The sequence below is a fragment of the Acinetobacter sp. YH12049 genome (assembly GCF_013419875.1).
In the GTDB taxonomy this organism is placed as follows: Bacteria; Pseudomonadota; Gammaproteobacteria; order Pseudomonadales; family Moraxellaceae; genus Acinetobacter; species Acinetobacter amyesii.
This window is the reverse complement of record NZ_VOZH01000014.1, coordinates 80,136-93,801: the sequence shown is the minus strand read 5'-3', so window position 1 is coordinate 93,801 and position 13,666 is coordinate 80,136. Positions and strand designations below refer to the sequence as shown.

The 13,666-nt window shown below is 40.5% G+C and carries 16 protein-coding genes, 1 rRNA gene and 1 pseudogene; 6 read left to right on the top strand and 12 right to left on the bottom strand.

What is annotated here, in order from left to right:
- Positions 1-105 (top strand): 5S ribosomal RNA (rrf, locus tag FTU05_RS08250); the annotation flags it as partial.
- A gap of 139 nt (positions 106-244) precedes the next feature.
- Here the strand turns inward: rrf and FTU05_RS08245 are convergent.
- The 4 genes from FTU05_RS08245 to FTU05_RS08230 all read right to left on the bottom strand — a co-directional run bounded on the left by FTU05_RS08245 (position 245) and on the right by FTU05_RS08230 (position 3,855).
- Positions 245-1,618 (bottom strand): dihydrolipoyl dehydrogenase, encoded by a 1,374-nt coding sequence (locus tag FTU05_RS08245; protein WP_180164929.1) that lies wholly within the window; start codon positions 1,616-1,618, stop codon positions 245-247.
- Positions 1,619-1,701: 83 nt separating this feature from the next.
- The gene (locus FTU05_RS08240; RefSeq protein ID WP_180164927.1) at positions 1,702-2,901 is read right to left on the bottom strand and encodes a hypothetical protein; all 1,200 of its coding nucleotides are present in this window, start codon (positions 2,899-2,901) and stop codon (positions 1,702-1,704) included.
- Between the two features lie 203 nt (positions 2,902-3,104).
- The gene (locus tag FTU05_RS08235; protein WP_180008973.1) at positions 3,105-3,527 is read right to left on the bottom strand and encodes a beta-lactamase hydrolase domain-containing protein; all 423 of its coding nucleotides are present in this window, start codon (positions 3,525-3,527) and stop codon (positions 3,105-3,107) included.
- Positions 3,520-3,855 carry a TIGR01244 family sulfur transferase gene (locus FTU05_RS08230; protein WP_078191321.1) on the bottom strand — a complete coding sequence of 112 codons (336 nt, stop codon included), beginning with the start codon at positions 3,853-3,855 and terminating at the stop codon, positions 3,520-3,522. The genes FTU05_RS08235 and FTU05_RS08230 overlap by 8 nt, the downstream gene beginning before the upstream one ends.
- 124 nt (positions 3,856-3,979) lie before the next feature.
- Here FTU05_RS08230 and FTU05_RS08225 point away from each other — a divergent pair, with 124 nt between their 5' ends.
- The 3 genes from FTU05_RS08225 to FTU05_RS08215 are packed head-to-tail and all read left to right on the top strand — an operon-like array spanning position 3,980 to position 5,749.
- Positions 3,980-4,876, top strand: coding sequence for an alpha/beta hydrolase (locus FTU05_RS08225; RefSeq protein ID WP_180164925.1), 897 nt, complete (start codon positions 3,980-3,982; stop codon positions 4,874-4,876).
- Entirely contained in the window at positions 4,877-5,308 is a 432-nt protein-coding gene (gene trxC / locus FTU05_RS08220) for a thioredoxin TrxC (RefSeq protein ID WP_180164923.1), read from the top strand. It abuts the gene before it with no gap.
- Between the two features lie 21 nt (positions 5,309-5,329).
- Positions 5,330-5,749, top strand: coding sequence for an acyl-CoA thioesterase (locus tag FTU05_RS08215; RefSeq protein ID WP_078191328.1), 420 nt, complete (start codon positions 5,330-5,332; stop codon positions 5,747-5,749).
- 66 nt (positions 5,750-5,815) lie between these two features.
- Here FTU05_RS08215 and FTU05_RS08210 read toward each other — a convergent pair.
- From FTU05_RS08210 to FTU05_RS08200, 3 genes and pseudogenes are all read right to left on the bottom strand, one after another.
- A pseudogene (locus FTU05_RS08210) lies at positions 5,816-6,316 on the bottom strand (ester cyclase).
- Between the two features lie 132 nt (positions 6,317-6,448).
- Positions 6,449-6,952, bottom strand: a complete 504-nt coding sequence (locus FTU05_RS08205; protein ID WP_111885433.1) for a DUF4442 domain-containing protein — start codon at positions 6,950-6,952, stop codon at positions 6,449-6,451.
- A 27-nt stretch (positions 6,953-6,979) separates the two neighbouring features.
- The gene (locus tag FTU05_RS08200) at positions 6,980-7,468 is read right to left on the bottom strand and encodes a YajQ family cyclic di-GMP-binding protein (RefSeq protein WP_078191316.1); all 489 of its coding nucleotides are present in this window, start codon (positions 7,466-7,468) and stop codon (positions 6,980-6,982) included.
- A gap of 92 nt (positions 7,469-7,560) precedes the next feature.
- Between FTU05_RS08200 and FTU05_RS08195 the strand changes: the two genes are divergently transcribed.
- Entirely contained in the window at positions 7,561-7,875 is a 315-nt protein-coding gene (locus tag FTU05_RS08195) for a rhodanese-like domain-containing protein (RefSeq protein WP_078191315.1), read from the top strand.
- A gap of 44 nt (positions 7,876-7,919) precedes the next feature.
- Here FTU05_RS08195 and mnmC read toward each other — a convergent pair whose 3' ends face one another.
- Genes mnmC through FTU05_RS08175 form a run of 4 tightly spaced genes read right to left on the bottom strand, consistent with a single transcriptional unit; the run spans position 7,920 to position 11,367 of the window.
- A complete protein-coding gene (gene mnmC / locus FTU05_RS08190) occupies positions 7,920-9,866 on the bottom strand; it encodes an FAD-dependent 5-carboxymethylaminomethyl-2-thiouridine(34) oxidoreductase MnmC (RefSeq protein ID WP_180164921.1) in 1,947 nt (648 codons plus the stop codon).
- A gap of 37 nt (positions 9,867-9,903) precedes the next feature.
- Positions 9,904-10,419, bottom strand: a complete 516-nt coding sequence (locus FTU05_RS08185; protein WP_111885435.1) for a hypothetical protein — start codon at positions 10,417-10,419, stop codon at positions 9,904-9,906.
- Between the two features lie 5 nt (positions 10,420-10,424).
- A complete protein-coding gene (locus FTU05_RS08180; RefSeq protein ID WP_111885436.1) occupies positions 10,425-10,727 on the bottom strand; it encodes a YciI family protein in 303 nt (100 codons plus the stop codon).
- 28 nt (positions 10,728-10,755) lie between these two features.
- On the bottom strand, positions 10,756-11,367 hold the full coding sequence (locus FTU05_RS08175; protein WP_078191311.1) for an inner membrane-spanning protein YciB: 612 nt from the start codon (positions 11,365-11,367) through the stop codon (positions 10,756-10,758).
- A gap of 44 nt (positions 11,368-11,411) precedes the next feature.
- Between FTU05_RS08175 and FTU05_RS08170 the strand changes: the two genes are divergently transcribed.
- Complete coding sequence (locus FTU05_RS08170) at positions 11,412-12,263, top strand: PHP domain-containing protein (RefSeq protein WP_180024578.1); 852 nt, start codon at positions 11,412-11,414, stop codon at positions 12,261-12,263.
- 454 nt (positions 12,264-12,717) lie between these two features.
- Here the strand turns inward: FTU05_RS08170 and FTU05_RS08165 are convergent, their stop codons facing one another.
- On the bottom strand, positions 12,718-13,629 hold the full coding sequence (locus FTU05_RS08165) for a bestrophin family protein (protein WP_078191309.1): 912 nt from the start codon (positions 13,627-13,629) through the stop codon (positions 12,718-12,720).
- Positions 13,630-13,666 lie beyond the last annotated feature (37 nt).

The window sequence follows — 13,666 nt, the reverse complement described above, 5'->3', positions numbered from 1 at the left end:
ATAGCAAGAGTGAACCACCTGATCCCTTCCCGAACTCAGAAGTGAAACCTCTTAGCGCTGATGGTAGTGTGGGGTTACCCATGTGAGAGTAAGTCATCGCCAGCTCATTATTCGAAACACCCCCTGACTAGTCCAGGGGGTGTTTTTTTATGCACGAAGAAAAAGGGAAAGAAAAAAGATAGAGGGGGATACGGAAATTAAGTGCTGGATATCCAACGCTATAAGTTTACATAGAACGATAAAATTATATTAACTGACGTCGTGCATGCTTTAATGCTGTTCTTAACCCTTCTTCTAACGTTGGATGATAGAAGGGTTTATCTAAAATTTCATGTATGCTTAGTTCTTCTGAAATCATCCAAGCTAATAAATGTGCCAAATGTTCAGCTTCCGCGCAGAATAGCTCAGCTCCTAATAGTTTATGGCTAATTGTATCCACATATACTTCGGCAGCCCCTTTATTTTTAGCAGCAACAATCGCACGACCTTGTTTTTCATAAGAAACGTAACCAATGACGAATTCTGTGTTTTTATCTTGTAGATGCTTATAGCTTTGCCCAATGGTTGCCATTTGTGGTGTAGAAAATAAGATGCCTAGAGGTATTAGCGTCTTGATGGATTTAGTTTGTGGAAAATTTAAACAGTTTTGTACAGCAAACTTGCCTTCATGAGCTGCTTCGTGTTGGATAGGGGTATTGGTATGTGCATCACCGACGATAAAAATTGGATAATCGGCTAGCTGCTTTGTATCTGGATTGATTGGCAAATTTTTTAAATCTTTAAATTCGGCACTTATACGTTCTAAACTTAAGGTATTTAATAATGTACGTCTGCCAGTTGCAGCTAATACATAGTCAACTTGTAGTGTCTTCTGTACGTTTTCTTCAGTATAGGTTAAATGAACTAGATCTCCTTCAATAGAATAATGTTCAGGTAAAATTTCAAACTTTAGCTTTAACTCTTTACTTAATTCTTCCTGTGCGAGCTTTTGCAATATAGGGCTACTCAGTGAGCCAATTTTTCGACTACGTGCAAAAACTGTGGTGTTTACATTGAGGCGTGTTAAAGCCTGCGCTAATTCCAAAGCGATGACGCCACTTCCAATAACTGCGACAGATTTAGGGAGTTGTTCTAATTCGAATATTTGATCGGATGTAATTAATTTATCGCCTAATATTTGTTTTTGTTCAGCATCTATAGCAGGAGTTGTACCTACAGCAAGGATAAATGACTTGGCTTTAAATGTTTGGTTGTTTACTTGAATGGTATTTGAATCAATAAATTCAGCTTTACCTGAAATTTTATGTTGGCTTGGCCAACTTTCAACATCTTTTAACGTGGCTCTTGTAAAACGATCACGTAAGGTTTGAACATGTTGCATGACGCTAGAGGTATCAATTTCACTTTTGACATCTAGTCCTAAATTATCTGCATGTCTTATTTCGTACATACGGTTGGCAGTAGAGATAAGTATTTTACTTGGCATACAACCAAAGCGTGCACAGGTAGTATCCCAAGGCCCATCATTAATGATAAGAAGATTTTGTGTTTTTTTAATTGCTTCTTTATAGGCTGAAATGCCTGCTGTTCCTGCACCGATAATGATGATGTCGTACATTTGGATATGCTTCATTTCATGAGTTTAGATCTAATATATAAAAAAACCCTCAGTATAGAGGGTTTAATTGCATTTTTTTACACTTAAAATTTAATACCAGAAGGTAATGTTAAACTTGTACTTACAGTTCCTGCATTATTAGTAGATGAACCTTTGAATGTTATTCCATTAATAGCATGTTCAAAACTAAGACTACCACTTGTAGCTTGTTTAAATTTCAAAATGTTCGTCCCTGTTAATTTAATGCTTCCAGTAAATGTCTGGCTATTTAAACTAGAGGCTTCATTCTCAACTCGAGTCCCATCGATTGTTGTGATGCTAGGTAAAATTAGTTCTTGTTCACCTGAAGCTTTCACACGATAACTTGCTGAACTTGTGGTACCTGGTGTTGAGTTTAATACGAATGAAATTGGTTCTGCAAAAGGAATATTTGGGTTATCGTTAATTAATACATTAAATCCTGATCCAGATTGAATATTGTATAAATCTCCATCGAGAGAAGAGAGATCTTTGTAAATACTGATAGCACCTGTTGTTACTTCACGTTCAATATCATCACCAGTTTCTGGATCCGTAACTATTGCTGTTGTTGTAATTTTATAGTCGCTTGTATTGCCATTTATTAAAACAAACCTTTTTTGTTGAGTTTGTTGTATTCCCCAAGACTGTTGAAATGGATAAGCAAATGCACCAGTAATTGTTACATCATGGAAATTTTTATCTCCATTTTCATTTTCAAATACGTAAATGCGAGTATTGGATTCATATTCTTCTAAGTTTGGTGTCACTTCATCATGTTGTAATTTGATGTTTTTTAGATCATTAGCTGTAATATCGAAATCCCAGTTGTCATAACCCGGTAAGATATTTTTAATATCTTCGCCAATAAAAACATAACATGCTCTATAGTCAGTTTTACTTAAATAGAAACATTTATCTCTGTAGTGATAAGTATTTTTATATGAGTTTAAGTTTATTTTTCTAATATCTAAACTTAATTGTAATGGGCCTTGTGCAAATGTATCCATTGAATGATCAATATAGCCTTTTGCTGTTGATGCATCGTTAGGATCATAATTACCGAATAAATATTGCCCTTCACGTTTTAAAATATCTAACTGTGCTTTTGCTGTTTCAGTTGGAGTTGTTGTACCGCCATTGTTATTGTTTTGATTAGAAGAATCTGTTCCTTCGTTATTAAAATATCCATCACTACCGCCACCACCACAAGCTGTAAGTAAAGTGGCTAAAGTAAGTACAAGTGTCCCTTGAACGAATTTCATGAATTACCCCAAAATAGTTATTTATGTATAGAAAAAGTTATATTGCGTAAAGATACCACACATAAAAAATGGCGCAAATAGCGCCATCTTTATATTCGTCATTTTATAGTGCAGTCCCGACACTTACACCAACGGTTGGACGTACATTCATAGAATTACACCCTGTTAGCAACAACGTTGTAAATAAAACGGTGAACATAAATTTATTCATTGAGCAAACCTTGAGCCTGAGCTTGATTGAAAAGAGATGTCGAACGAGAACCGCTACGACAAATCATCAAAATGGGTTTAGGAAGCTCATTATAATATTTGGCAAATTCTTTCACGTCTGTTTGAGAAATTTTACCGCTTTGCACAGGTTGATACACAACACTCACATGAGACTTTTCAGCAATGCCTCGTAACTGTAAAACAGTCACTTCATTGCCTGCCTCATTATCTGGTCGATTCACAATTACAGATTTAAATTTAAGTTGCTTGAGTAAACTTGAAAACTTATCTGTGGTCATTTGTCCAGAGACACTTAAATATGCATTTAAGGGCTGACTGCTATTATCAGCAAATGAGGGTGCCGAAAAGATGCACGTTGCGATCAATAAAGCTTTTTGAATGAAAGCCTTAGTCATCCAAAAGATCCATCTGTTTTGCTAGTTGATACAGGTTGTTTGAACGGTTACCTGTACGACAGAACATGAGTACTGGCTTTGGCAATTCATTAAAATGATTAGCAAAGTTACGGACATCTAGCTCAGAAATTTGACCCGCAACAACAGGTTGATGAACATAGTCTAAACCAGCGCTACGAGCTGCTTCTTCAATTTGAGCACTGGTTGGTTGCTCAGGACCACCTTCCATGTCAGGGCGGTTATTGATAATCGATTTAAAGCCTTTTTCAACCACTTGCGCTACATGTTCTGGGCCGATTTGACCTGCAAAACCAACATTTTCGCTCATTGAGTCACTCCATAATTTAATTCATAGATTTATGCTTTATGATAGCATTAAGCACAAACTTGAGCAGAATGTTCTTAAATTTTTATAAGCGATTACAACCATAAAATAACGCAATGGAGCGCGTATGCACGCCTATACAGTCGAACCACTGTATGTCAAAAGCGGACAAGATGTTATAGCTGCTGACTTTTATCGTCCAAAATCTGTTGAAAAACCAGCAGTCATTCTCATGGCGCATGGTTTGGCTGCATTACGCCAATTTAAATTAGTGCAATATGCCAAGCGCTTTGTACAAGCGGGCTATGCTGTCGTGTTGTTTGATTATCGCTATTGGGGAGGCAGCACAGGGCGTCCGAGAGAGTTGGTGAATCTTAAAGCCCAACTTGAAGATTGGCGGACCATGATCGATCATTTACAGCAGCGTAAATCGATTGATTCGAGACGCATTGTATTATGGGGAACATCGCTGAGTGGTGGCTATGTACTCAGTTTAGCGGCAGAGCTTAAAAATATTAAAGCGCTGATGGTACAAGTTCCATTTGTCGACGGCGCTGAAAGTGCAAAATTGTATCCCTTACAGCAATTACCCAAAGCGTTAAAATTATCGAGTCAGGACTATATGGGTTCTAAAGTTGGGATGAGCCCAACGACTTTACCTGTAGTCGATCCACATCGATTGTGTTTTTTACAGTCTGAAGACAGTTATGCGGGCTACTTATCGATTGTAAATTCTGATTTTTATTGGAGTGGCGAAATTCCGGCTCGGGCCTTTTTTAAGTTAATCCGTTATCGCCCAATATTGGATGTCCGTAAAATTAACATACCGGTACTTTTTATTGCAGCCAAAGAAGATAGTTTGATTCCCATTGAATCAAGCCGAGAAACTGCGACCAATATTGCACCGTATGTGCAGTATTATGAGTGGGAAATGCAACATTTTGATATTTATCACGGGCAATGGTTTGAAAAAGCCATGTCAACCCAATTAGAATTTTTACATCAACATGTTGGAGTCAGCTAAATGATCGTTGTGTGTCCTGAATGTGGTGCAAAAAACCGTGTGCCTGAAGAAAAACTCGAAGTTGGGCCTGCATGTGGTCAATGTCATCAAGCATTGATTCCATTGGCGCCCATCGAGTTGAATGAAAAGAACTTTGCAAATTTTATTAGCAATAGTGATTTACCTGTGCTGATCGATTTATGGGCTGAATGGTGTGGACCATGTAAGATGATGGCGCCATACTTTGCACAAGTTGCAAAATCTAATCCGAAAGTAGTTTTTGCCAAAATTGATACCGAAGCAAACCCTCGATTGAGTGGTGCATTTAATGTTCGTAGTATTCCTACACTGGTTTTGATGAATAAAACCAACGAAATTGCTAGAATAAGTGGTGCAATGCGTGCGGGTGAGTTACAACAATGGCTCAACCAGCAGTTAAATCTACCTCAATAAATGTCAGCGCCAGGAGCTAAAGTGTCAGAAACTCATGTAAAACCTGAAGGAACGCTTTCCCTACAAACCATCGCGATGCCTGCAGACACCAACTGGAGTGGTGATGTTTTCGGTGGTTGGATCGTGTCACAAATGGACTTGGCCGGTGCAATTCACGCAGAGCGTTTCAGTCAAGGACGCTGTGCAACGATTTCAATTAACCAAATGACCTTCCTCGTTCCAGTGAAAGTCGGGGATGTCATCAGTGTATATACCAAAATTTTAAAAGTGGGTAATACCTCTATCCAAATGCAGATTGAAGTTTGGGATAGTCACGACAGTTCACGTGATCCAATTCGCGTAACCGAAGGTGTGTTTACATTTGTCGCTGTGGATGTGAAAGGTGCTAAGCGTCAAATTCCTGCGGATGCAAAAGCTAAATTTGCTGCAGATCAAGCTTAATTAAAGTTAGACGCAAAAAAAAAGCCGCTCAATCGAGTGGCTTTTTTATTGATAGCGAATTGGAAATTAGAACATCGTGTTTGAATTGGCACTGGTTTCAGGAATGCTTTGTTGCACATCCCAATGCTCGACGATCTTGCCATTTTCAACACGGAAGATATCAATAATGGCTTCTCCACGGTCTTGATTATTTTGCGTAGAGTGCACATGTAAATAGACCAAATCACCTTCGGCAGCAGCACGTTTGATCTGGTTTTTTGCTTCAGGATTTTGTTTAAAATACTCGGTAAAATAATCAACAAAAGGCGCTTTGCCATCAGGAACATGCGGATTATGTTGAATATATTGATTGCCAATATATCGGTCAGCATATGCTTTAACCTGATGTTTAAGAAAAACGCCTTCATAAAAATCAATGACGATTTTCTTATTTTACGCCGCTTGGCTGGTTTGAATATTGCTTTCAGCCGCTTGATTTGGAGTCGCTGGCGTTGCAGGAATAGTACTTTGACATGCAGTTAAAAACACCGCCATGCTGATGAATGAAAGGGGAATGATTTTTTTCATAAAGTGCTCAATATATTTGTGTCGTGCAAGCATATTGAGCGGAATTACGGCGTATAAATAGTAAAAAACAGTCTTGATTTTGCTGAAATTTGGTAAAACTTATACTTACCTAAAAGTAAGTTTTATTTACATTTATTTATTTTTCAGAGCGGATTTTGCCACCCACGCCCAAAGCATTTCACATTGAATTGGTGCCTCACCAGATTCATCGGTGACTAAGACCTGTACTAAGGTTTCACCTTTTTCTGTGCTTTGCATTTGTTGTTGCTGTTCAGGTGTAAGTGTTGCGATGGCTTTCATCCCACCTTGGGTTGGACGTTTAAAATCAACTTTCAGACTTTTAATCAGAACAATGGCGCTATCAGGGACGTTCATTGCTGTGACAAATCCTGTGGCTGTTTCTGCGATCAGTGCCATGGCACAGGCATGTACTTGCCCGATATGGTTTTGCATCGCCTTATGATTGGCGATGCTCACCTCAACACGCTCAGGGCTGACATGTTTATACTGGATTTTAGCTGTTCCAACCATGGGTACGACACGACCAAAAGCTCGACTGAGCAAACGACTTTGAATACCTTTGGGTAATTTAGAGCTTGCTTTGACCAGTTTATTTAGACGATTTGGACGTGCCATATTGACCTCAATGGCAGTTGTACTGCCTTAATCTTTAAAGTTGTTAAATTGAAGCGGCACACCAAACTGTTGCTCTTTTAAGAACGCCATCACTTGTTGCAAAGTGTCACGTTTCTTGTCAGTCACACGAATTTTGTCGCCTTGAATAGAAGATTGCACTTTAATGCCGCTTTCTTTAATGGCTTTATTGATTTTTTTTGCAGTATCAGAGTCAAGTCCGTCTTTCAGTTTGATCACTTGAATGACATTTTTACCAGAAGCGGTCATTTTTTGTGGATCGAGCGCTTGAATGTCGACTTTACGTTTGAAGAAATGATTTTCGAGCATGGTATACACTTGCTCACATTGGAAATCGCTTTCTGTTGAGATTTTGATTTCCTTATTTTTCTCATTTAACTCAATTGAAACGTCATGACCGCGGAAGTCAAAACGCGTCGCAATTTCTTTTTGCGTGTTTTGAACTGCATGATTTACTTCAAAAACTTCTAATTCGGAAACAATATCAAAAGAAGGCATAGATTAGACCTTTACAAAGGGAAAGAATATCTGAGATGCTAGGGATGTTTTCTTCATTTGCCAAGTGTTGTTTACATCAAAAGGAGTGCGCAATGATCCGTAAACAAGAAATTACAACATTTGAGTTCCCAGAAGACTCGATTATCTGGGATGTTCGCGATGCAAGTGCTTATGCTGAGGCACATGTGAAAGGTGCGGTTAACCAACCGATCACCGCATTGTCATCAGATGCACTGACTCAGGTGTCAACGGATCAACCCATTTACATTTTATGTGGTGGCGGAAGTAAAGCTCCACGTGCAGCAGAGTTACTAGAGGGTTTTGACAGCTCACGTGAATATGTAATCTTAATGGGCGGCACGCGTGCTGCTCGTGATGCCGGTCTTCCTTTGGAACAAGGGAAATAAGATCGAATCAAAAAAAGCGCCGAAAGGCGCTTTTTTATTGCAAGTTATTTTTCTTGAGGTGGAGATGACGGGATCTGACCTTGAAAATAAGGCTTCTTGGTTTTTTGTTTCGCTTTAGCGCGTCGTATAAAACGTGCTGCATGAATTTTATCGAGTAGCTGTGTTGGAATAGGGCAGGCTTCTTTTAAGACCAGCGCGGCAATGATTTCACTACAGAGCGGGGCATACAGGAAACCTTTAGAACCGAGTCCACTACAGCTATAAATTTGCTGATCTTCATGGACTGCACCAATTACAGGGAAAAAGTCTTTTGTCTGTGCGCGAATTGCGGCACGTCCTTGCCATTGCTCAATCGGTGCTAAGGTTTTGGCAAAGTCGGGGAATACACTGTGGATAAGTTCATAGTTATGCACATGATCTTCGGTGAGAACGTCGGTGTCATCACGGCCGGGATAAAATGACGCGCCCATAATCATTTGTTCGGCATCCAGTTGCATACAATAGCCCCCATAACTATAGGCTGTATGCATATCCATTTGTTGAGCTGGGTTGTTCAACCAACTGACTTGTCCACGAATGGCACGCAGCTCTGGATAATCTGTTTGTAGCTGCATACTGTCACGTGCCGCACAGAGAATGACATGCTCGGCAGATGGAAGCTGCTGATCCTGTGTAAATAGCGCAACGCCATTTTGTTGTTGCTCAATGCGTTGAATATCTGCTTGTAACAATTCAATGTGTGGATGTGCCAAGATTTGGTCACGAAGCTGATGTGGACTGACTGCGCCTGCTTGTTTGAGGAGCAGGGTTGGATATGTTGAGGCTAATTGATTTAGCGTGCCTTCTTCAGCAGCTAATACCTCTGAAGGATAACTTTGAGCTAAATCAAGGTGTTCTGCTTTATTTTTTAAAATAGATTGGTGAATCTGTAAGGGACGAAATGCCTTGAAGTTTTGATAATGCTTGAGTGCATATAACCAGCTCAAGGTCATCAAATGTTCAGCACTTTGTTCAATTGGACTGAGTTTAGGGTTGAGTAGGGCAAGAGGATTACCCGACCCACCGCTGAGTGGTGCTGATTTCTCGTAAATACGCACTTGATGCCCACGTTGAGCAAATGCCCAAGCACAGCTTAAACCGGCGATGCCAGCGCCAATAATCGCGATTTGACGGGGCTTATGACCTACAGTGATTTCAGGATTTTTTTTTTCGTCTAAAGTGGGTATGTCAGCAGCATTGGATTGATCATCTAACTTTTCAGGTGCGAGCCAAAAGGCTTTGAGCATTTCACGCTTATGAGCAAAGCCACGTGGTCGTGTAATGGTAATGCCATGCTCACGTAAGCCGCGTTTGAGTACACCTGCCACACTAAATGAGGCGAAGGTCGTCCCAATGTCTGATAGACGTACGATATTTTTGAGTACGTTTTCTTCCCACATGTCAGGATTACAGGCGGGTGCAAAACCGTCCAAGAACCATGCATTGACCGTAGCAGTTTTTGCCATGACCGGAAACACGTCGTGTGCATCGCCTAACCAAAGATCAATTGAAAAACGTTCTTCTGGAAAATTGAGTCGATGACATCCCGCAATGGGTTCAGGGTATTGCGCAATCAGTTGCTGTGCCAAAGGTTGTAATTCAGGCCATGCATTTAATGCACGAATGAGGTCTACTTTAGATAAAGGGAATTTTTCTACAGAAATAGCATGCAGATGACTGTGATTATCTGGACGAACCTGTTGCCATAATTGCCACAAGGCCAAAATATTTAAGCCTGTACCAAAACCTGTTTCGCCGACACTGAAATATTCAAAATCAGTCAGTGCCGCAAGGCGAGTGTCGAGGTCATTCCCTTTTAAAAACACATGACGTGTTTCGAGTAGGCCGTTATCCTTCGAAAAATACACATCACCAAACTGTTTAGACACTGGAATATCAATGCCATCGATCATTTGCCAATCGAGATCGGCAGTCTGAATTGCACCTGACAAAACTCAAGCAACCTTTAAATTGAAGTAGAAAAACGAATTACCATTGACGACGACGTTTGGTATAGACGTAACTGGCCAATAAGAAACCTAAAATCACGCCAACACCAAGTGTGGTCCCGCCATATAAAAACATCTGCGCGCTACGTTCACTTTGTAGCACTTGTACTTGTACGCCCAAGCTATCATTTTTAAGTTGTAATTCTTGGTTTTGCGCCAAGGCTTCAAGGTTAGCTTTTTCTAACTGTTGTAAACGTACAGATTGGTCTTTGACCATCGCTTTGACTTTGGCATCTTGCAGTGCTTTATTTTTTGCCAGTTGTTCAATGGTCAATGGATTTGCATCTTGAGGTTGACCATTGGGATTGACAGTTGCCGCCACTTTAATGATGCCCGGTTTATTGGCAGGAATGGTATGCGGCACAGGATTGGGAGGAAGCGTTGCAGTCGTTGCTTGAGCAGCAGGGGCTACAGCAGGTGCAGGAGCCGGTTCTTCAGCCCATGCAGTTGAACAAATTAAAGATAAGCCCAGTAAACTAGAAACAACGACGCGCATGAACCTTATCCTTTAGGAAATGCTTTGTTAAATGGTTTGACATCAATTTGGCCATAAACCCCTTCTTTGAGGAAAGGTTCATCTGCCAACCATTGGTCTAAGTCTTCACGACTATCAAAATCGACAATGATCGTACTGCCATAAAAACCAGCTTGCGGGTTTGCCGGATCTTTAGGCATCGCACCTGCAACAATCAGACGACCTTCATCATCAAGTTTTTGTAGACGTTCAAGATGTTGAGGACGAACCGCAAGGCGCTTTTCCACTGTACCTTCATTATCTGTACAGCTTACGACGAATAATGGCATGACTTTTCCTGATTTTTGACCGAATGGATTATTCTGAGGTCTTAAAGTATTTACGTAATACAATAAACTGAATAATGATAAAGGAAAACATCACGATCATGTCACCAAAAGCAGTGAATTCACCCCAATATTTTCCGTCTGCAAACAAATAAGCGAAAAAGGTGTGTAAACATGACATCACCACGAACATTGCAGCCCATGCATAGTTCAATCGTTTCCAACCGACAGCGGTTAAATTTAAGACTGGACCAAATAAACGTTCGATGAGTGGTTTCTTATCTTTACTAAATAGTGGTGAAAGTAAAAACGCCCCAGCAAATACCAAGTTCAGTAAAACGGCTTTTAAACGAATATAAAAATCATCGCTTAGCATCAGGGTAATACCACCAAAAATCACGGTCATGAACAACACAATCCATTGTTGTTTATCTAGACGGAATTTTTGCATGACAAACAATGCACCATAAACCACCAGCATGGAAATGATGAGACCTGATGTTGCCACAAGAATGTTATTGTTATCGACACCCCCAGCAGAACCAATTAATTGTAATAATGGGTGCTGCGTATCTTTTGGATCTACAGTTTTATATAAATAAAAGAAAATAATGAGTGGCACAAAGTCTAAAAGTGCTTTCATGTTAGAGTATCTAAATCTGATCAAATAAATGACATAGTATAGAGATGCAAGGCGTAGATTTACATACACACAGTAATATTTCTGATGGTACTTTGTCACCAGAGGCTTTGGTGCAGGCCGCAAGTGCTATTGGAATTCATACGCTGGCTTTGACTGATCACGATACGATGGACGGATTGTTGGCAGCAGAGCAGGTCGCGCATGAATTAAAGCTGCAATTAATCTCTGGCGTGGAGATTTCCAGCCAGTGGTCGAGACCTGCGACCAAAAAAAGTTATGGTGTGCATATCGTCGCTTTAAATATGCAAAATCCTGCGCCCATACAAGCCTTATTGATGGATCAAAAGCGTATTCGAGCGGAACGTGCTCGGCAGATTTGTGACTTACTGATACCGTTAATTGGTCAAGATATTTATAGCGATGTGGTTGCCAAAGTCGACCATATTCCAGATCGGGTTACACGTACCCATATTGCCAAAACTTTGGTGGAAAAGGGTGTGGTTGCGCGTCCACAACAAGCTTTTGATAAATATATTAAAGAAGGCAAAAAAGCCTTTGTAAAATTTGAAGGTCCGAGTCTTGCTGAAACCATTGAGGTGATTCATGCCAGTGGTGGCTTTGCGGTGTTGGCGCATCCAACGCGTTATGATTTATCTGCGACCAATATTCGTTATTTGATTGAAATCTTTGCTGAAGCGGGCGGTGATGCAGTGGAATTACCACCGGCAATTGAGCCATTATCGACTCGTCAAATGGTGGATCGTATGATTGCTGCCTTTAACTTAAAAGTTTCTGTTGGGAGTGATTTTCATGGTGACAATATGCCATGGATTAAACTCGGCAACATCCCTCGAGTGAAAGAAGGGCAAGTTGGAATCTGGGAGAGTTTTGCTTAAAGTCGTTCTCTAAGATTTTCCTTACTTAGAGATGTTAGGCACATAAAAGTAATTTTGAATTTTTAAAAATCATTTTGAGTCGATTCGACGGAGTCTTGCATCTAGAGATTGAATATAGGGATTAGCCTTCGGCTGGAGGTACGCTTACGACACATTGTTTCTCGTTCGATAAAGTGAGAAGCGTGCTTCGTAAGGAAACCATCTTGCAGAGCAGTGCTCCTCACCGCAAAACTCGATCATTACCGTTAAATTATTCACAGTACTGCAAAAACATTTTTGATTAGAAGTCGTCCTGACTCAAACACTTGCGGATGACCTTGCCGCGTATCGTTCTTTTATTTAAATCAAATTACGCTTCTGATCTTGCTGCGTAACATCAATTGCTTACATATCTTCGATGTACAAAAAAGTGTACGCAAGGCTATGTAAGCGAGGGTTTAGACGCACTGATCAATTAAAGTAAATTATGATCTTTGGCTTGAATCGGTGGTGGGGTGGGTTTTCCTAGAGTTCCTAGAAGTTCAATTTCAATAGTTCGTACCATAGAGTCCAATGGAAGGTCATTACTCTGTGTGCCGAAGGGCTCTTCAATCTCTGAACTCAGTGCATCTAAGCCTAAAAAAGTATAAGCTAAAATCCCGACCAAAAGGGGGGTCGCAAGACCTAAAGTAGAACCCAAGCTAAAGGGTAAGACAAAACAGAAAAAATAAACAGTTCGATTCAGCAAGACCGAATAAGCAAACGGTAATGGCGTAGTGGCAATACGGTCACAGCCGGTTTGTACGGTGCTGAGTTCCATCACATGCTGATTCATCTGGGTATAAATAATATCTGAAATTTCACCATCTTTGAGCGCTTGCATTAGCTCCCATTGAATCAAACTCAACGTGTACTGCGGTGCATTGGCCTGTTGGTATAACTGGGTGATGGCATTCGCACTCATGCCGCTGGTTTCAACCAGTTCAGTGGGATTGGCGGTTTGATGGCGGAGTCGGTCACGTAAAACGTTGGCAAAGACGATTACATGTTGAATCACACGTTCACGACGGCCTTGACTGAGTAAACGGCAGTCACGGTCAAAATGTCGCGCATTGGCAATCAAAATGCCCCATAAACGCCGAGCTTCCCACCAACGGTCATAGCAGGCTGAGTTTTTAAAGCCTAAGAAAATCGACAGCACAACACCGATTAGGGTAAAGCCGACCAAAGGAAATTCGGTAAAATGGAAGATATCGACATAGGATAAGCCGCCCACAATGGCAGACAGCAACATAACGATCCCGAGCGGCGGTAAAACCTTAGGTAAAATCGTTCCTCGCCAAGAAAATAGCAGTTTAAAAATACTCGGTTGGTCACGGACGATCATGTTCGAATGATAATTTCTAGTTTTAAAAAATTATGAT